General features: G+C 31.3%; 17 protein-coding genes. 15 read left to right on the forward strand and 2 right to left on the reverse strand.

The annotated features are described in order from the left end of the window. Nucleotides 1-284 precede the first annotated feature (284 nt). From leuS to recA, 7 genes are all read left to right on the forward strand, one after another. Nucleotides 285-2,699, forward strand: a complete 2,415-nt coding sequence (gene leuS / locus AC5EAH_RS05425; RefSeq protein ID WP_493493750.1) for a leucine--tRNA ligase — start codon at nt 285-287, stop codon at nt 2,697-2,699. A gap of 13 nt (nt 2,700-2,712) precedes the next feature. Beyond that, entirely contained in the window at nt 2,713-3,000 is a 288-nt protein-coding gene (locus tag AC5EAH_RS05430; RefSeq protein WP_493493751.1) for a rhodanese-like domain-containing protein, read from the forward strand. Between the two features lie 20 nt (nt 3,001-3,020). Next, a complete protein-coding gene (locus AC5EAH_RS05435) occupies nt 3,021-3,725 on the forward strand; it encodes a GntR family transcriptional regulator (protein WP_493493752.1) in 705 nt (234 codons plus the stop codon). An 80-nt stretch (nt 3,726-3,805) separates the two neighbouring features. After that, on the forward strand, nt 3,806-4,762 hold the full coding sequence (locus AC5EAH_RS05440) for a helix-turn-helix domain-containing protein (protein ID WP_493493753.1): 957 nt from the start codon (nt 3,806-3,808) through the stop codon (nt 4,760-4,762). 12 nt (nt 4,763-4,774) lie between these two features. After that, nucleotides 4,775-5,350: a CDP-diacylglycerol--glycerol-3-phosphate 3-phosphatidyltransferase gene (gene pgsA, locus AC5EAH_RS05445; RefSeq protein WP_493493754.1), complete on the forward strand. Its 576-nt coding sequence runs from the start codon at nt 4,775-4,777 to the stop codon at nt 5,348-5,350. Between the two features lie 87 nt (nt 5,351-5,437). Next, nucleotides 5,438-5,926 (forward strand): CinA family protein, encoded by a 489-nt coding sequence (locus AC5EAH_RS05450; protein WP_493493755.1) that lies wholly within the window; start codon nt 5,438-5,440, stop codon nt 5,924-5,926. 63 nt (nt 5,927-5,989) lie between these two features. Further along, nucleotides 5,990-7,069: a recombinase RecA gene (gene recA, locus AC5EAH_RS05455; RefSeq protein ID WP_493493756.1), complete on the forward strand. Its 1,080-nt coding sequence runs from the start codon at nt 5,990-5,992 to the stop codon at nt 7,067-7,069. Between the two features lie 36 nt (nt 7,070-7,105). On the opposite strand, the gene rny is transcribed toward recA, so the two are convergent. Further along, complete coding sequence (gene rny / locus AC5EAH_RS05460; protein ID WP_493493757.1) at nt 7,106-8,671, reverse strand: ribonuclease Y; 1,566 nt, start codon at nt 8,669-8,671, stop codon at nt 7,106-7,108. Nucleotides 8,672-8,968: 297 nt separating this feature from the next. Between rny and AC5EAH_RS05465 the strand changes: the two genes are divergently transcribed. From AC5EAH_RS05465 to adhP, 6 genes are all read left to right on the forward strand, one after another. Beyond that, nucleotides 8,969-9,418, forward strand: a complete 450-nt coding sequence (locus AC5EAH_RS05465) for a hypothetical protein (RefSeq protein WP_493493758.1) — start codon at nt 8,969-8,971, stop codon at nt 9,416-9,418. A 176-nt stretch (nt 9,419-9,594) separates the two neighbouring features. Beyond that, nucleotides 9,595-10,392, forward strand: coding sequence for a TIGR00282 family metallophosphoesterase (locus AC5EAH_RS05470; protein WP_493493759.1), 798 nt, complete (start codon nt 9,595-9,597; stop codon nt 10,390-10,392). Nucleotides 10,393-10,530: 138 nt separating this feature from the next. Beyond that, nucleotides 10,531-11,277 (forward strand): DeoR/GlpR family DNA-binding transcription regulator, encoded by a 747-nt coding sequence (locus AC5EAH_RS05475; RefSeq protein WP_493493760.1) that lies wholly within the window; start codon nt 10,531-10,533, stop codon nt 11,275-11,277. Then, nucleotides 11,274-12,200 (forward strand): 1-phosphofructokinase, encoded by a 927-nt coding sequence (gene pfkB / locus AC5EAH_RS05480; protein ID WP_493493761.1) that lies wholly within the window; start codon nt 11,274-11,276, stop codon nt 12,198-12,200. The genes AC5EAH_RS05475 and pfkB overlap by 4 nt, the downstream gene beginning before the upstream one ends. Before the next feature lie 8 nt (nt 12,201-12,208). Continuing rightward, nucleotides 12,209-14,146, forward strand: coding sequence for a PTS fructose transporter subunit IIABC (locus AC5EAH_RS05485; protein WP_493493762.1), 1,938 nt, complete (start codon nt 12,209-12,211; stop codon nt 14,144-14,146). A gap of 213 nt (nt 14,147-14,359) precedes the next feature. Beyond that, entirely contained in the window at nt 14,360-15,412 is a 1,053-nt protein-coding gene (gene adhP, locus AC5EAH_RS05490) for an alcohol dehydrogenase AdhP (protein ID WP_493493766.1), read from the forward strand. Between the two features lie 67 nt (nt 15,413-15,479). On the opposite strand, the gene AC5EAH_RS05495 is transcribed toward adhP, so the two are convergent. Next, nucleotides 15,480-15,686: a hypothetical protein gene (locus tag AC5EAH_RS05495; RefSeq protein WP_493493763.1), complete on the reverse strand. Its 207-nt coding sequence runs from the start codon at nt 15,684-15,686 to the stop codon at nt 15,480-15,482. A 218-nt stretch (nt 15,687-15,904) separates the two neighbouring features. Between AC5EAH_RS05495 and AC5EAH_RS05500 the strand changes: the two genes are divergently transcribed. Next, nucleotides 15,905-17,659 (forward strand): 2-oxoacid:acceptor oxidoreductase subunit alpha, encoded by a 1,755-nt coding sequence (locus AC5EAH_RS05500; protein ID WP_493493764.1) that lies wholly within the window; start codon nt 15,905-15,907, stop codon nt 17,657-17,659. Beyond that, entirely contained in the window at nt 17,659-18,528 is an 870-nt protein-coding gene (locus AC5EAH_RS05505; RefSeq protein WP_493493765.1) for a 2-oxoacid:ferredoxin oxidoreductase subunit beta, read from the forward strand. The genes AC5EAH_RS05500 and AC5EAH_RS05505 overlap by 1 nt, the downstream gene beginning before the upstream one ends. The last annotated feature ends 90 nt before the right edge of the window (nt 18,529-18,618 follow it).

Here is an 18,618-nt window from a genome sequence, read left to right on the forward strand (position 1 = left end):
ATAGGCTACATCGCAATTAATTCACAATATTAAAACTTGAAATTCCATGGTAGATAATGTAAAATTAAGACGATATTAGGAGTAGTAACTTTATCATTATTTTACAGAAAGTGTATGGTCGATGTGAATACATAAATAATATGAGTGAACTTGCCTAACAATTATAAAATTAAAATAATTAAGTGCCTAATTACTAGGAATGCGGGTGGTACCGCGGGAGTATATATTCTCGTCCCATAATTGTTGAAACAATTATGGGGACTTTTTATTTAATGGAGGAAAATATGAATTTTAATCATCGTACAATCGAAAAAAAATGGCAAAATTATTGGGATAAAAATGAGACATTTAAAACATCTGATGATATGACAAAAGAAAAATTTTATGCTTTGGACATGTTTCCGTATCCATCAGGAGCTGGTTTACATGTAGGACATCCCGAAGGTTACACAGCTACAGATATTTTATCACGTTATAAACGTGCACAAGGTTTTAATGTGTTACATCCAATGGGATGGGATGCTTTTGGATTGCCAGCTGAACAATATGCTTTAGATACAGGAAATGATCCGGCAATATTTACTCGAAAAAATATTGATACATTTCGTCGTCAGATTAAAGAATTAGGTTTTTCTTATGATTGGGCAAGAGAAGTTAATACAACAGATCCAGAATATTATAAATGGACACAATGGATTTTTATTCAATTATATAATAAAGGTTTAGCTTATGTAGATGAAATTGCAGTTAACTGGTGTGAAGCATTAGGTACAGTTTTATCAAATGAAGAAGTTGTTGACGGTGTATCAGAGCGTGGTGGACATCCAGTTGAGCGTCGTCCGATGCGCCAGTGGGTATTAAAAATTACAGAATATGCTGATCGTTTACTAGAAGATTTAGATGAACTAGATTGGACAGAAAGCATCAAAGAAATGCAAAGAAATTGGATTGGGCGTTCGGGAGGGGCAGAAGTAGAATTTAAAGTTGCTGGAACAGACCATCAATTTACGGTATTTACGACACGTCCAGATACTTTATTCGGTGCAACTTACTGTGTGTTAGCACCAGAACATCCTTTAGTGAAACAGATTACAACAGAACAAAGTTATGCTGCAGTTGATAATTACTTAGAAGAAGTTAAACATAAATCGGATTTAGAACGTACCGATTTGAATAAAAATAAAACAGGTGTCTTTACAGGTGCCTATGCTATTAATCCAATTAATAATAAAGAAATACCTATTTGGATTAGTGATTATGTATTAAGTAGTTACGGTACAGGTGCAATTATGGCCGTGCCAGCACATGATACACGAGATTATGAATTTGCTTCTAAATTCAATTTAGAGATTCTAGCTGTTGTTGAAGGTGGTAATTTAGAAGAAGCGGCTTATACAGAAGAAGGAACGTATATCAATTCAGAATTTTTGAATGGTTTAACGAAAGAAGAAGCGATAACAACAGCAATTAAATTTTTAGAAGATAATCATATAGGTAGAAAAAAAGTAACTTATCGTTTACGTGATTGGTTATTCTCAAGACAACGTTATTGGGGCGAACCTATTCCAATTATTCATTGGGAAGATGGCACGATGACAACAGTGCCAGAAAATGAATTACCTTTATTATTACCTAAAACGACAAATATTAGACCTTCAGGTACAGGTGAATCACCATTAGCTAATATTAGTGATTGGGTAAACGTTGTTGATCCAGTAACAGGTATGAAAGGGAGACGTGAAACGAATACAATGCCGCAATGGGCTGGCTCATGTTGGTATTATTTACGCTATATAGATCCAAATAATTCAGAAATGTTTGCTGACCCAGAAAAATTAAAATATTGGTTACCAGTAGATACTTATATAGGTGGTGCAGAACATGCTGTATTGCATTTATTGTATGCACGTTTCTGGCATAAAGTATTATATGATTTAGGATTAGTACCGACAAAAGAACCATTCCAAAAATTATATAATCAAGGTATGATTTTAGGTGAAGGTAATATAAAAATGTCTAAATCGAAAGGTAATGTTGTTAATCCAGATGATATTATTGAATCACATGGTGCGGATACATTACGTGTTTATGAAATGTTTATGGGACCGTTGGATGCTTCTATTGCATGGTCAACAAACGGTTTAGATGGAGCAAGAAGATTTCTTGATCGTGTGTGGCGTTTGTATGTAACTGAAGAGGGTCAATTAAATGACATTATTGTAGATAAAGTTAATGAAAGTTTAGAAAAAACATATCATTTAACTGTTAAAAAAGTAACAGAAGATATCGAAAACTTACAATTTAATACAGCGATTGCTCAAATGATGACCTTTGTTAATGAGTGTTATAAATCAACACATTTACCTAAACAATATGCTGAAGGATTTGTTCAATTATTAGCACCTTTTGCCCCACATATATCAGAAGAGTTATGGGAAAAATTAGGACATCAAGAGTTAATTAGTTATGTAGCATGGCCAAGTTATGATGAAAATAAATTAATTGAGCAAGAAGTAGAAATTATTATTCAAATCATGGGGAAAGTACGTGCTAAAATTGTAGTACCTAAAGATATTAGTGAAGACGAGTTAAAAGAAATAGCTTTAAATAATACAACTATTAAATCACAAATTGAAGGGAAAACAATTAGAAAAATGATCATTATTCCTGGTAAATTAATTAATATTGTGGCTAATTAAGAAAGGGATTATTATGCAAGAAATAACAACAGAAGAATTAGAACATTTTTTATATCATCATCATATTATTGATATAAGAGAAAAAAATGAAGTATCAAATGGGATGATTCCAGTTGCCATTAATATTCCATTAAGCGAGTTACCTTTTCGTATTGAAGAATTGAATAAAGAAACAACATACACTTTAATTTGTAGATCAGGCCATCGTAGTGCGAGAGCTTGTCAGTATTTAGAGCAACAAGGCTTTCAAACAATTAATGTGACAGATGGTATGGAAAAATGGGATGGAGATATTATTTAATGGTAGTAGGAGGCGACAATTTGGACATTAATGATGCTAAATCTTGGATAGTGCAACAAATAAAAGAAAATAATTGGAAGAAAGAGAAAACAATCCCATCTTCTTATGAAATTGCCACATTATTAAATTTACCTATTTTCGTTGTTAATCAAGCAATGAAAATGTTAGTGAGTGAAGGGATATTAATTAATTATTTTGCTGATGAATATTATGTTAAACCTGAACCACTAGTACAATCAGGTATTGAAAAATTAGAAAGTATTACAGAAATGATTGAACAAACAGGTCAAAAAGCAGGTTCGATTATTATCAATATTACTGAGGTAAATGCCGCATTTGAGGAAAGTAAATATTTAAATGTAGCATTAGGAGAACCAATTACAGTTATTGAGAGAATTAGAACAGCAAATACACAACCGGTAGTTTACTGTATAGAAAAAATACCAACAAAATATTTACCTAAAAATGTGACAATAAATCTATTTCAACAACCTATGTTAAAGTTATTAGAAATAAAAAATAATTTTAAGTTTGATTATGCTGTGGCTGAGATAGAACCAGTAAGTTATGATGAAACAATTAGTCAAGGTTTAGAATGTACGCCATTTGAAGCTTTATTATTATTAAAACAAACACATGTAATTGAAAATAACACACCAATCTTATACTCATTGAATTATTTTAAATCAAGTAAATTACAATTTAAAGTAATTAGAAAAGTATAAGTTAGGTATAATATTGCGTATAAAGTTATATATATGATATGATAATCATATAAAAATAAGTTATGAGAGAGGGTAAGCGTATGCCATCTATTTCTAAAAAACTTAGACTTGCCCGTAAAAATGCAGGTTTAACACAACAAGATATAGCAAATCGTACACATTTGTCAATAGAACAAATACAAATGATTGAATCAGGTAAATTTGAAAAAATTGAAGGTAGATTTTATCAAAAAGCAATGGTAATGAAAATTGCTAAAGCTTTATCGTTAAATGTTCATGAAATTTCTCATAAATTTGATGAAGTTACTAAGGATCACTTAACACCAGTAGATTTAGAATTACAACGTTTAAAAAATAAAACTAAGAGTAAAGAAATTGAAGAAGCAACAGTAGTAAAAGAACCAGAAAAAGTTGAAGTGAAATCAAATTCATCTAATCATAAAGTTATTAACCAAGTAAATCAAAAGAAACGAATTGATTTAATTACTATTATTTTATCATTAGTGGCTACGATGATTATTGTTTTATTAATGTATACTATATATACACTTTTATCGAATAACTATCAAACTGCATCAAAAAACAAAGTAGAACCTAAAACTGAATTAATTTCACAACAAAAAAATAATAGTCAAGATAAAGCGCAAATAAAAGTAGATAAAGAAGAACAAGCTAAAAAACAATTTGCAGAAGCTAAAGAAAAATTAGGTTTAGAATATAAAGGTGAAGAAGATAACCAGTTAGCTTATTCTATGCCTTATAAAGATGAATATAAAGTAACCGTTAAAGCATTAGAATTTTCGGAAATCTTAGATGTTAGAGATGATAGTGGTCAATTATATTATTCAGATTCTATTGATAAATCACAACAACAGGAAATGATTATTGATAATGAAACTTCATATATTCTTATTTATGCTAAACCAGCAAATAATTTAGAAATTACAATTAATGGTGTGACTTTACCGGTAGTGGTTGATAAACTTACTACAGAATATCGTGTGTATCGTATAGATATTTTACAAGGTGAAGAATAGGAGATAGATAAGATGAATTTACCAAATAAAATTAGTTTAGCAAGAACAATTTTAATACCAATATTTGTAATTTGTTTACTTGTAAATTTCACTAGTACAACTATAAGTATTTTAGGAGGTCATCCTATTCACATCCATCAATTAATAGGTGCAATTATTTTTATAATTGCATCTATCACAGATTATGTTGATGGTTATATCGCCAGAAAGTATAGTTTAATAACAAATATGGGTAAATTTTTAGATCCTTTAGCAGATAAATTGCTTGTTTCTACAGCTTTGATTGTGATGGTTGAGCTTCAAATGTTGCCAGCATGGATGGTGATTATTATTATTTCAAGAGAATTTATTGTCACAGGCTTACGCTTGTTAGCTGTTGAACAAGGTGAAGTTATTGCAGCTGGTTGGTTAGGAAAGTTGAAAACTACATTTCAAATGATAGGTATGTCATTATTATTATTAGGGAATCCTATATTTAATATATTTGATATTGATTTAGGTATGTTAGTTATGTGGTTGGCAGTAATTCTAACAATAGTATCTGGTATTGAATATGTTTGGAATGGTAGATATTTATTTAAAAATTAATGAATGATGAGTGAGAAAACAAACAAAACTTTTATGTTTTGTTTTATAGGTTTCTCACTTTTTTAATAAATGTAGGTGAACAATTAAATGATAAGTAAAGTAGAACAAATAAAAAATATATTAGTGGGAAAACAATATAATTTAGCACTTGCTGAAAGTTTAACGGGTGGATTATGTCAAGCAACTATAGTTCAGTGCCCAGGAATATCACAAATATTTTTAGGTGGTATTGTTGCATATAATGATGAAATTAAACAACGTATTTTAAAAGTGGATCACGATACATTAGTGTCCAAAACAGCAGTTAGTAAAGAGGTTGCAGAACAAATGGCTAAAGGTGTTAAATTATTATTTAATGCAGATGTTACATTATCATTTACAGGAGAAGCTGGTCCAATAAGTCAAATAGGTGAAGTAGGACAAGTTTTTATTTCTATTATGATTAAGAATAATTTGCATACACTTACTTTGAAATTAGATGGGGATAGAGAATCTATTCGTCATCAAGCAGTAGAAGAAGGACTTAAATACTTATTAGAGCATTTACAAAAGATAGATGAATCTACTTGCAATTAGTAGACGTATAAGGTATTATTAAATTAATAATATAACATATTGAGATATTCTGGAGGGTATAACGTGAGTAATGAAAGATTAAAAGCAGTTGAAAATGCAATTAAATCAATAGAAAAAGATTATGGTAAAGGTGCAATTATGGAATTAGGAGCTGATTCGCGCATTAATGTTGAAGCAACTTCTAGTGGTTCAATAGCATTAGATGTAGCATTAGGTGTGGGTGGTTATCCAAAAGGTAGAATTATTGAAATCTATGGACCTGAATCGTCGGGTAAAACAACAGTTGCATTACATGCTATTGCTGAAGTACAAAGACAAGGTGGTATTGCAGCTTTTATTGATGCTGAAAATGCACTTGATCCACAGTATGCACAAGCATTAGGTGTACAATTTGAAGATTCTAAATTTTTTGTATCTCAACCAGACACTGGAGAACAAGCATTAGATATTGCAGAGACATTAGTACGCTCTGGTGGAGTGGATATTATTGTTGTAGACTCTGTAGCAGCTTTAGTACCGAAAGCTGAAATCGATGGAGATATGGGAGCAGCACATGTTGGTATACAAGCACGTTTAATGTCACAAGCATTGAGAAAATTAACAGGTGCAATTAATAAATCAAATACTATTGCTATATTCATTAATCAGTTACGTGAAAAAGTGGGTGTGATGTTTGGTAACCCTGAAGTAACAACAGGAGGACGTGCATTAAAATTCTATGCTTCGGTTAGATTAGAAGTTAGACGTGGAGAACAAATTAAACAAGGTACTGATATTGTTGGAAATAAAACTAAAGTTAAAGTAGTGAAAAATAAAGTAGCGCCACCATTTAAAGTAGCAGAAGTAGATATTATGTATGGTGAAGGTATTTCTAGAGTAGGTGAAATTGTAGATTTAGCTGCCGAACATGATATTATTCAAAAATCAGGTGCATGGTATTCTTATGATAACCAAAGATTAGGACAAGGTAGAGAAAATATAAAACAGTTATTAAAAGAAAATAAAGAACTATGTGGGGAATTAGATAAAAAAATCAGACAAAAACTAGGCATTATACCTGAAGATGAAGTAAAAGAAGATAAGAAAATAGAGAAAAAATCAAAAGATCAAGTTATAGAAGATGATGGATTATCATTAATATAAATAAAATAAATAAGAGGAAGATTGATGATCTTCCTCTTATTTTGCATATTCAACAGCTCTGCTTTCTCTTATCACTGTTATTTTAATACTACCAGGGTATTGTAATTCTTCTTCGATTTGTTCTTTTATAGATTTAGCTAAACGATAGGCTTTAAGATCATCTATTTGATCTGGGTGAACCATAACACGAATTTCACGACCTGCTTGAATAGCAAATGTTCTTTCAACACCTTCATAATTATTAGCAATTTCTTCTAATCGTTCTAGACGTTTGATATAATTTTCTATACTTTCACGTCGCGCACCTGGTCTAGCTGCAGAAAGAGCATCAGCTGCTGCAACAATAAGTGAAATTGGATCTGTTGCTTCAACATCACCATGGTGAGAAGCAATAGCATTAATAACAATTTTATTTTCTTTGTATTTTTTAGCTAAAGCAACACCGATTTCAACATGAGAGCCTTCGACTTCTTGATCAATAGCTTTTCCAATATCATGTAATAAACCAGCTCGTTTAGCAATAGTGACATCTAAACCTAGTTCAGCAGCCATCATACCTGATAAATGTGCAACTTCGATAGAATGTTTTAAAACATTTTGTCCATAACTTACACGGTACTTTAATCTACCTAAAATTTTGCTTAAATCTGGATGTATATTATGTATACCTAAATCGAAAGTAGCTTGTTCACCAGCTTCTCTAATAGTTTGATCAATTTCTTTACGTGCTTTGTCTACCATTTCTTCGATTCTAGCTGGATGGATACGACCATCATGAACTAGGTTTTCTAATGCAGTTTTGGCAATTTCACGTCGAATAGGATCAAATCCAGATAAAATAACAGCTTCTGGAGTATCATCAATAATTAAATCAATACCTGTTAATGTTTCTAAAGCACGAATATTTCGACCTTCTCGTCCAATAATTCGTCCCTTCATATCATCGTTAGGTAAGGTAACAACTGAAACAGTTGATTCAGCTGTATAATCAGAAGCATATCTTTGAATTGCCATTGATAAGATATCTTTTGCACGTTTATCAGCTTCATGTTTAACTTCAGCTTCTTTATCACGAAGAAGTATTGCCATATCATGTGCAATTTCATCTTCAAGTGTTGACATTAATTCATGGCGTGCTTCATTTTTTGTTAAATCAGCAATTCTTTCTAGCTCTGTTTGATGCTGAGTGATTAAATCGTTCATTTCAGTTTGTAACTCATCGACTTGTTGTTGTTTTTGTTCGAGTTTCGCTTCTTTTGCATCAAGTAATTCGTCTTTTTTATCAAGTAATTCACTTTTGCGATCTAGACTTTCTTCACGTTGAAGAATACGTTGTTCTTGTTTTAAAATATCGTTACGTCTTTCTTTAAAATCGTTTTCAGTTTGTTGGCGCAAATGATTAATTTCTATTTTTGACTCGAGTACTTGTTCTCGTTTTAAATTGTCAGCTTCTTTTCTTGCCTCACGTAAAATGTGTTCAGCACTTTGACGTGCTTCATTTTGTTTATCTTGAAGTTGAGATTTAGCAACAAAATAGCCTACAACAGCGCCTGCGATTAATGCTACAAAAAAAATGAGGATAGGTAATACGAATGGTGACATACCATTATTCCTCCTAGCTATTGTAAAATACACTATAATAGTGATTTAAAGACTTATTATATGACTTAAAATTAAAAGTTCATACAACTCAATTTTACTGGTGTACGCTATATTAGTCAAGAATAAGCTTTCTATATTTAGAATATAATTTTAAATAAAATAACTAGTAACAAATTGAATTTAGTTTTAATGATTAAGACTAGTCCTTTAGATGTATTTTCACAAATCTACTTTATTTTTTATCAAAAAAATATTATAGTGATTATATTGTTATAATTTTAAGTTAGGAGGAAAATGATGAGTCCACTTATTTATCTTGGTTTATTTATTATGCTTGTAACTATTGTTAGCGAAGTAGTGTTTTTAATAAATTATTTATATATTAGATTAATCAAAAGACGTCAAATTAAGATTCAAAAAAAGTTATTTATCACTTTTGGAATTATGATGTGTGGTTTTATTATATTTTTATTGGGCACTCAAAAAGTATTTTCTTCAAAAGAAGTTGCTTCTTTTGAAATAACTGATCCAGTTGTTGAACAACAGGTTGCTGAAAATATTCAAAATGAACAAATAGGTGTAGATGATACTTTAGTGGAAGTCAATTCTTCTGAATTATCTTGGTATGAACAGTTATTTTCTCAAGAAAATAAAGATCAATTTAATCAAGTATTAAATGATACAGGTCAGTTTGTAGATGATATGATAACAACAATAAGTGATAGTATCTCTCAAATGATGAATTAAGACAAAGAAAATAGATAGTATTTTTCAATTGTGATTGTAAAAAAACAGTGATATAATATTTTTAATAATTATCAAAAGAAATCGTTTTAATTTATCTTAATAATAGGTAGTTATTCAAATTTAATGTCATGTCATTTAAGGTAAAATGATAGTGACGAGACGAAGGGATAGACTTAATGAGGATAATATTCATTGGTGATATTGTTGGTAGTTTAGGAAGAAATATTCTTGAACAATATCTTACAAAATTGAAAAACAAATATCGTCCTAATTTTATCATTGTAAATGGTGAAAATGCTGCGAATGGACGTGGTATTACACATAAAATTTATAAAGATTTTATGAGACAAGGTGTAGACTGTATTACTTTAGGTAATCATGCATTTGATAATTATGAAATCTTTGATTTTATTGAAGATGCAAAATGGTTAGTACGTCCTGCAAATTATCCAAATAATACTTTAGGCAAAGGTATGGTTATTTTAGAACGTGGTTCACATAAATTAGCAGTGATTAATTTACAAGGTCGTTCATTTATGACGAGTATTGACTGTCCGTTTATTGCTGCAGATAAGTATATTGAAGAAGCCAAAAAAGTTACTAATCATATATTTATTGATTTTCATGCTGAAACAACTTCAGAAAAAATTGCATTAGCACATTATTTAAATGGCAGAGTGTCTGGAATTATAGGGACACATACACATGTACCTACAGCAGATGGTCGAATTTTAAATAAAGGAACAGCTTATCAAACAGACGTAGGAATGACAGGATTTTATGATGGTGTGATTGGATTTAAAGCAGAACATCCTATTAATAAATTTATGACAGCTATGCCTACTCGATTTGAAGTTGCAGATACTGGAAGACAGACTTTGTCAGCTTGTGTGTTAGATTTTGATGATAAAACAGGTTTAGCAACTAAAATAGAACCATTACAAATTAATGAAGATCATCCTTTTAGAGATTGAGTGAATGAGATAGAAAGAATTATATCGTTCTATCTCATTTTTTCAAATAAAGTTGATTGATTTTGATTGATTTTGATTAAAAAAGATTGAAATATAAAACGATTTCATTTATACTATTAATTAATAAGGGGAGATGATATGTTATCAGAACAAAGAAGAGAGATGATACTAAAAAAATTAGATATACATCAATTACTGACAATAAATGATATCGTTAAATTAACACAGTCATCAGAAGCAACGATTCGTCGAGATTTGGATAGACTTGCCCAACAAGATTTATTAGTTCGTGTACATGGTGGATGTAAAAAGAAACCTTCAGTCGGTATTAATGAAACAACAATGACTGAACGTTTACAAGAACATAAAATAGCTAAAAATAAAATTGCTGCTTATGTTTGTCAACAATACATTCACGATGATATGGTAATTTATTTGGATGCTGGGACTTCTATTCATGCTATGATACCTTTTTTAGTTGATAAAGATGTGTTGATTGTAACAAATGGTGTTCATCATGTTATGCCATTAGTGCAACAAGGTAATAAAGTTATCTTGTTGGGAGGTTATGTGAAATCAATGACACAAGCTGTCGTTGGTGGTGTCTGTTTAGAACAATTGGAAAATTATTCTTTTGATTTAGCATTCATGGGAGCTAATGGTGTGGATAATGAATTTGGAGTATCAACACCTGATATAGAAGAAGCAAAGATTAAAAAAGCAGCGATGAAGTCTGCCAAGAAAACTATTGTTATAATTGATTCTTCAAAATTTGATAAAAAATGTTTTGCTAAAATTGCAAATTTGGAAGAATGTCTAATTTACACAGAACAATATCCAAAACATTATCAATGTTTTTCAACAATTAAGGAGGTTACATTATGATTTATACCATCACCTTTAATCCAGCAATTGATTTAGTGATGAATGTAAAAGAATGTCAATTAGGCAATTTGAATCGCTCTACACATGAATCTTATTTAGCTGGAGGTAAAGGTATTAATATTTCAATTATTTTAAAAAGATTAGGTAGAGAAAGTATAGCAACTGGTTTTTTAGGTGGTTTTTCTGGACAATTTATTAAAGAGCAATTAATTAATGAAGGTATTCCAACACATTTTATTGATGTAGATGGGATTACACGTATTAACTTAAAATTAAAGAGTACAACTGAAACAGAAATAAATGCAGCTGGTGCTGTGGTTTCTGAAAAGAATTTTGAACAATTATTTTCTTATTTAGATGAGAATTTAACACATCAAGATATTGTTTTTTTAGCTGGGAATATTGCACCAGGAATGGATGAAGCGGCTTATATAAGTATTGCTAAGTTATGTCAAACAAAAGGAACAAAATTAGTTTTAGACACAACTAAACAATTATTAACATCATGCTTAGCTTATGAACCATTTATAATTAAACCAAATCATCATGAATTAGGTGAAATTTTTAATCAGACATTAACGACAGTTTCAGAAATTATTGATTGTGCCAAACAATTACAACAGCAAGGTGCAAAAAATGTATTAGTTTCTCGTGGTGGAGAAGGTGCAATATTAATTACTGAAAATCAAGAAGTTTATCAATCTAATGTACCTAAAGGAGAAGTGATTAATTCTGTCGGTGCAGGAGATTCAATGCTAGCAGGTTTTATTAATGAATATATTAAAGAAAATAATTATGTTAATAGTTTGCAGTTTGCTGCTGCAACAGGTAGTGCGACGGCATTTTCAACAGGTATTGCAACTAAAGAATTAGTAGATAAATTAGTAAAAGATATTGAAGTAACAAAAATAAATTATAACTAGGAGATCTTATGAAATTATCACAATTATTTGTTAAAGAAGCAATGATGCTATCTTTAAAAACAACAACAAAACAACAAACATTAATGACATTAGCACAAAATTTTGCTGCTATAGGTGGTGTGACAGATGTTAATAGTTATGTCGCAGCGTTAGAACGTCGAGAAGCACAATCAACAACTGGTGTTGGTGATGAAATTGCCATTCCACATGCTCAAGATAAAACTATTAGTAAAGCAACTATTATTTTTGGTCGTAGTGAGGAAGGTATTGAATGGAACTCATTTGATGGGCAAGCTGCTAAACTTATTTTTATGATTGCTGCGCCTGAAGGTGGTTCAAATGAACATTTACAAGCTTTATCAAAATTATCATCTGTATTAATGAATCCAGAAGCAAAAACAGCATTATTAGCTGCTACTACACCAGATGAAGTTGTTCGAGTATTTGAACGCTACGAACGAACTAAAGAAGAAATGGATGATAAGATAAGTCATCATAATGATGCTTATATCTTAGCTGTTACAGCATGTCCAACAGGTATTGCACATACTTTTATGGCAGAAGAAAAATTAAAACAAGCCGGAAAAAAAGCGGGTGTCAATATTAAAGTTGAAACAAATGGACAAGGTGGTATTGAAAATAAATTAACATCTGAAGACATTGAAAGAGCTACTGCAATTATTGTTGCTGCAGATAAAAATGTTGAAATGAATCGTTTTAAAGGTAAGCATGTCATTATTACTAAAGTGGCTGATGGTATTAATCATGCCGAAAAATTAGTGGACAAAGCTATAAAAAAAGAAGCGCCTGTTTATTTAGGTAATGATAAAACCGATATTGATGAAGAAATGATAAGTGGAGAAAGTTTTGGACGTCAAATATATAAACATCTGATGAATGGTGTATCACATATGTTGCCATTTGTTGTTGCAGGTGGTTTATTAATTGCTTTATCATTTTTTTGGGGTATTAATGCATTCGATCCAACAAGCAAGAGTTATAATGAGTTTGCTGATTTAATTTTTTCTATTGGTAAATTTGCATTCTCAATGATGTTACCTGTATTAGCAGGATATATTGGTCAATCTATTGCAGATCGTCCTGGATTAGTTGTTGGTTTTATTGGTGGTATTATTGCAAATCCAAGTATTTTATCATTTACAGGCCGTTTTGGTAATTTAGAATCTTCAGGATTTTTAGGTGCATTAGTTGCTGGTTTCCTTGCAGGTGGTATTATTTTAGCTTTAAGAAAAGCTTTTAGCTGGATGCCAAAATCATTAGAGGGTACTAAGCCAATTTTAATTTTTCCTGTATTAGGTAGTTTATTAATTGGTTTGTTAATGTTTTATGTATTTAATGCACCATTAGCAGCAATTATGAGTGCTATTCAACACTTTATTGAAAGTATGAGTGGAACAAGTAAAATTATTTTAGGATTTATTTTAGGTAGTATGATGGCAATTGATATGGGTGGACCTTTCAACAAAGCAGCTTATGTCACAGGGACAGCATTGTTAGCATCATCAGGTAGTGCAGGTTCAGATGTGATGGCTGCTGTTATGGCAGCAGGAATGGTGCCACCGTTAGCGATTTTCTTATCTGCTATGATTAATCGTAATTTATGGCCACAGTCACAACGTCCAGCAGCAATTACTAACTTATTTATGGGAGCGGCATTTATTACTGAAGGTGCAATTCCATTTGCTGCTTCTAGTCCATTGCGTGTTATTCCAGCATTAATGGTAGCATCAGGTACAACAGGTGCGATATCAATGTATCTTGGTATTGTTAGCTTAGTTCCTCATGGTGGTTTATTTGCAGTTGCATTTGGAGGAATCGTTGGTGGATACATTGCCGGATTAAAATTTTGTTTATGTATAATTATCGGAATGATTGTAGGAGCTATCTTACTTAATGTATTATTAAAAAATCAAAAAAATAACTAATAAAAAGTATCTAGAAACTTTAGTTTAATCTTAAGTTTCTAGATATTTTTTAATGGCTTAAAACGTATATATTACGTTTAGGTTTTAAATTAATATCATCTTTTATAATTAATCACATAAATGTAGAAAACATTTTCAAAACACGGTTGTTAAGGTGAAATCATCAAAATATAATTAAGGTATATTAAATATGAAGGAGAAAATAAAATGACAATGAAAGCAATTGTAGTAAGTGAAGCATTAGACGGTACAGTGGAATTAGTAGATAAAGAGATTCCAAAAGTAGGCGCAGGTGAAGCATTAGTTAAAGTTGAATATTGTGGCGTTTGTCACACTGATTTACATGTTGCTGCTAGTGATTTTGGTGAAGTACCTGGACGTATTTTAGGACATGAAGGTATTGGAATCGTAACTGAAGTTGCTGATGATGTAACGAGTTTAAAAGTAGGTGATCGTGTAAGTATTGCATGGTTCTTCCAAGGGTGTGGTCATTGTGAGTATTGTACTACGGGGCGTGAAACATTATGTCGTACAGTAAAAAATGCTGGATATAGTGTAGACGGCGGTATGGCTGAATATTGTTTAGTAACAGCAGATTATGCAGTCAAAGTGCCTGAAGGTTTAGATCCAGCACAAGCAAGCAGTATTACGTGTGCGGGTGTAACAACGTATAAAGCAATTAAAGAAGGGCAAGTAAAACCAGGACAATGGGTTGTAGTTTTTGGTGCAGGTGGTTTAGGAAATCTTGCAATTCAATATGCTAAAAAAGTATTTAATGCGCATGTTGTAGCAGTGGATATTAATAATGATAAATTAGCATTGGCTAAAGAAGTAGGCGCTGATATTACAATTAACGGTTTAGAAGTAGAGAATGTTGCTGAATATATTCAAGAAGCAACAGGTGGTTGTCATGCTGCAGTAGTGACAGCAGTGTCTAAAATTGCATTTAATCAAGCAATTGATAGTGTTCGTGCAGGTGGACGAGTAATAGCAGTAGGATTACCTTCTGAAATGATGGATTTAAGTATTGTGAGAACAGTTTTAGACGGTATTCAAGTTATTGGTTCATTAGTAGGTACACGTAAAGATTTAGAAGAGGCATTCCAATTTGGTGCAGAAGGTTTAGTTGTGCCAGTAGTTCAAAAACGTCCAGTTGAAGATGCTTCAAAAATATTTAAAGAAATGGAAGAAGGTAAAATTCAAGGGCGTATGGTATTAGATTTTACTGGTGAAACAACATCATGTGCTTGTGGCTGTGGTAAATAAAATATAATAAAACACCTCTACAGTTATGCTAAGTATCCAGCATAGCTATAGAGGTATTTTTAGTTAATTACAAATCTCTGTATTGTGCATCGAAAATGTTATTATTTCTATCGTTCTTTCTTTCGAGTTTTCTTTTTTGATAATATTTATAGGCAATATAAGCAACGATAATAGGTGTTAAGAAATATAATAATTTGAATAAAAATTTTAAAATAAAGATACTCAGTAGTATGACTACACTGAATACGATAATGTTAGATAAATCTAGTTTCATTGTTGACCTCCTAGTAACTAATGTTTAATTGATACATTTATTATATATGATAAATAAGTTTTTTACCATGGCGCTTGATACTGAATCATTATAGTACTTTAGTCTGAGATTAAATACTGAAAATAGAATATTTAGTGAAATTAACATTATTCATTAGGAATTATTGATAAAATTTGTTATTATAATTAAGATATTATAGATAGAAAAGAGGAAAACAAATGAAAACTCAGCTTTCTTGGAAAGTTGGTGGCCAACAAGGTGAAGGTATTGAAAGTACCGGAGAAATTTTTTCAAGTGCATTAAATCAATTAGGCTATTATTTGTATGGTTTTCGAGTTTTTGCTAGTCGTATTAAAGGTGGACATACAAATAATAAAATTAGAATTTCAACAACGCCGACACAAGCTATCAGCGATGAAACAGATATTTTAATCGCTTTTGATCAAGAAACAATTGACTTGAATTATCAAGAACTAACACAAGACGGTATTATTATTGCTGATGCTCAATTTAAACCTAAAATGCCTGAAGATAATACCACACCTTTTGTCATTTTACCGATTACTAAAGTAGCAAAAAAATTAGGGTCAAAATTAATGAAAAACATGGTGACGATAGGTGCTTCGAGTGCTTTGATAGGTATTGAACCACATCAATTCAATAAAATGATTACTGAAAAATTTGCTGCTAAGGGTGAAGCTGTTATTGAGGCGAATATTAAAGCGGTAGAAGAAGGTTATCAATTAATGAAAGAAGCAATGTCAGAAAATGATATTGTCAATACACATTCCTTAGCACCAATTACAGATCCACAGCAACGATTATTTATGATAGGGAATCATGCAGTTGCATTCGGTGCTTTAGTAGCTGGCTGTCGCTTGATGAGTGCTTACCCTATTACACCAGCTTCGGAGATTATGGAATATTTAGTGAAAACATTACCAGAAGTAGGCGGTGCAGTAGTTCAAACAGAAGATGAAATTGCCGCAGCAACGATGGCAATCGGTAGTAATTTTGCAGGTGTTAGAGCGATGACAGCATCATCAGGACCAGGTTTGTCATTAATGATGGAAGCTATTGGTTTAGCTGGGATGACTGAACAACCTGTTGTTATTGTTGATACGCAAAGAGGAGGCCCTTCAACAGGTTTACCAACTAAAACAGAACAATCTGATTTAATGCAAATGATTTTTGGGACACATGGTGATATACCAAAAGTTGTATTAGCACCTTATTCAGCAGAAGATGCTTTTTATTTAACGGCAGAAGCATTTAATATTGCTGATGAATTACAATGTCCTGTCATTATTTTAACAGATTTACAATTGTCTTTAGGGAAACAAACCGTTGAACGTTTATCTTTAGATAAAATAGAAGTTCGTCGTGGTAAGTTAGTAGATCCAACTCAACTAGATGAAACATCGACACAGTATTTCAAACGTTATGAAGTAACTGAAGATGGTATTTCTCCAAGAACATTGCCGGGGATGAAAGGTGGTATTCATCATGTAACTGGTACAGAACATAGCGAATATGGTTTGCCTATAGAAAATCCAAATAACCGTCAACAACAAATGGATAAACGTATGCGTAAATTACAACAATTGACATTTGATGAACCTTTTGTTAATCATCAAATACACGATGATGCAGATGTTTTGGTAATAGGTTTTAATTCGACATATGGTGCTATTGTAGAAGCTTGTCAACGTTTTGAAAATAGTGAATTGAAAATTAATCATATACATTTAAGACAAATTTATCCTTTACCATTAGAAGAAATTCATCAAGCGATTGAACGTGCTAAAAAAGTTTTAGTTGTAGAGCATAATTATTTTGGTCAATTGTCACAATTATTATTGATGAATATTGATTGTCATCACAAAATTGACAAATTATTGAAATATGATGGTACACCATTCTTACCTCGTGATATTGAACAAAAATTATTAGAGTTAGGAGGTAAAAAATAATGGCAATTACAATGAAAGATTTTAGAAATACTGTTATTCCCAATTGGTGCCCAGGTTGTGGTGATTTTTCTGTTCAAGCGGCTATTCAAAGAGCAGCAGCTAATTTAGCAATAGAGCCACATGATTTAGCAGTGATATCAGGTATTGGTTGTTCAGGACGAATTTCTGGTTATATTCGTTCATATGGGTTGCATGGTGTGCATGGGCGTGCATTACCTATTGCGCAAGGTGTAAAACTAGCTAATAATCATTTAACAGTTATTGCTTCAGGTGGTGATGGTGATGGTTTTGCCATAGGTATGGCACACACAGTACATGCTATTCGTCGTAATATTAATATGACTTACATAGTTATGGATAACCAAATTTATGGTTTAACTAAAGGGCAAACTTCACCACGTTCTCAAACAGGTTTTGTAACAAAATCTACACCTGAAGGCGCAATTGAACCAGAAATTTCAGTTATGCAATTAGCTTTAGCATCAGGTGCAACTTTTGTAGCACAAGCTTTCTCTAATGATATTAAAGGGTTAATAGCAATTATAGAAGCGGCCATTAAACATGAAGGATTTGCTTTCGTTAATGTATTTAGTCCTTGTGTAACTTATAATCAAGTCAATACTTTCGAATGGTTTAAAGAAAAATTAACAAAATTATCGGATTTAGAAAACTATAATCCTAGTGATAAAATACAAGCCATGACAACTTTGATGCAATATGATGATTTAGTAACAGGTATTATTTATCAAGAAGAAGGTTCTTGTTATGAAGAAAAATTAGTAGGTTATGATACAAATAAAGCATTAGTAGATCAAGATTTACAATTTGATTCGGATCTATTTAAAAAATTAGAGAAACAATTCATGTAAACATTTTTGGACTTTGTTCCAAAAATGTTTTTTTAATGATAGGTTGTAAAATTAAATGCGACACTAAATAAAATAGAAATCTCATATTAA

Source organism: Staphylococcus sp. B1(2026), assembly GCF_058895785.1.

What these genes read in the sequence shown, in the direction of transcription:
- leuS (WP_493493750.1), top strand. Translation starts at nt 285, where the DNA reads ATGAATTTTAATCATCGTACAATCGAAAAAAAATGGCAAAATTATTGG.
- AC5EAH_RS05430 (WP_493493751.1), top strand. Translation starts at nt 2,713, where the DNA reads ATGCAAGAAATAACAACAGAAGAATTAGAACATTTTTTATATCATCAT.
- AC5EAH_RS05440 (WP_493493753.1), top strand. Translation starts at nt 3,806, where the DNA reads ATGCCATCTATTTCTAAAAAACTTAGACTTGCCCGTAAAAATGCAGGT.
- pgsA (WP_493493754.1), top strand. Translation starts at nt 4,775, where the DNA reads ATGAATTTACCAAATAAAATTAGTTTAGCAAGAACAATTTTAATACCA.
- AC5EAH_RS05450 (WP_493493755.1), top strand. Translation starts at nt 5,438, where the DNA reads ATGATAAGTAAAGTAGAACAAATAAAAAATATATTAGTGGGAAAACAA.
- rny (WP_493493757.1), bottom strand. Translation starts at nt 8,671, where the DNA reads ATGTCACCATTCGTATTACCTATCCTCATTTTTTTTGTAGCATTAATC.
- AC5EAH_RS05465 (WP_493493758.1), top strand. Translation starts at nt 8,969, where the DNA reads ATGAGTCCACTTATTTATCTTGGTTTATTTATTATGCTTGTAACTATT.
- AC5EAH_RS05470 (WP_493493759.1), top strand. Translation starts at nt 9,595, where the DNA reads ATGAGGATAATATTCATTGGTGATATTGTTGGTAGTTTAGGAAGAAAT.
- AC5EAH_RS05475 (WP_493493760.1), top strand. Translation starts at nt 10,531, where the DNA reads ATGTTATCAGAACAAAGAAGAGAGATGATACTAAAAAAATTAGATATA.
- pfkB (WP_493493761.1), top strand. Translation starts at nt 11,274, where the DNA reads ATGATTTATACCATCACCTTTAATCCAGCAATTGATTTAGTGATGAAT.
- AC5EAH_RS05485 (WP_493493762.1), top strand. Translation starts at nt 12,209, where the DNA reads ATGAAATTATCACAATTATTTGTTAAAGAAGCAATGATGCTATCTTTA.
- adhP (WP_493493766.1), top strand. Translation starts at nt 14,360, where the DNA reads ATGAAAGCAATTGTAGTAAGTGAAGCATTAGACGGTACAGTGGAATTA.
- AC5EAH_RS05495 (WP_493493763.1), bottom strand. Translation starts at nt 15,686, where the DNA reads ATGAAACTAGATTTATCTAACATTATCGTATTCAGTGTAGTCATACTA.
- AC5EAH_RS05500 (WP_493493764.1), top strand. Translation starts at nt 15,905, where the DNA reads ATGAAAACTCAGCTTTCTTGGAAAGTTGGTGGCCAACAAGGTGAAGGT.
- AC5EAH_RS05505 (WP_493493765.1), top strand. Translation starts at nt 17,659, where the DNA reads ATGGCAATTACAATGAAAGATTTTAGAAATACTGTTATTCCCAATTGG.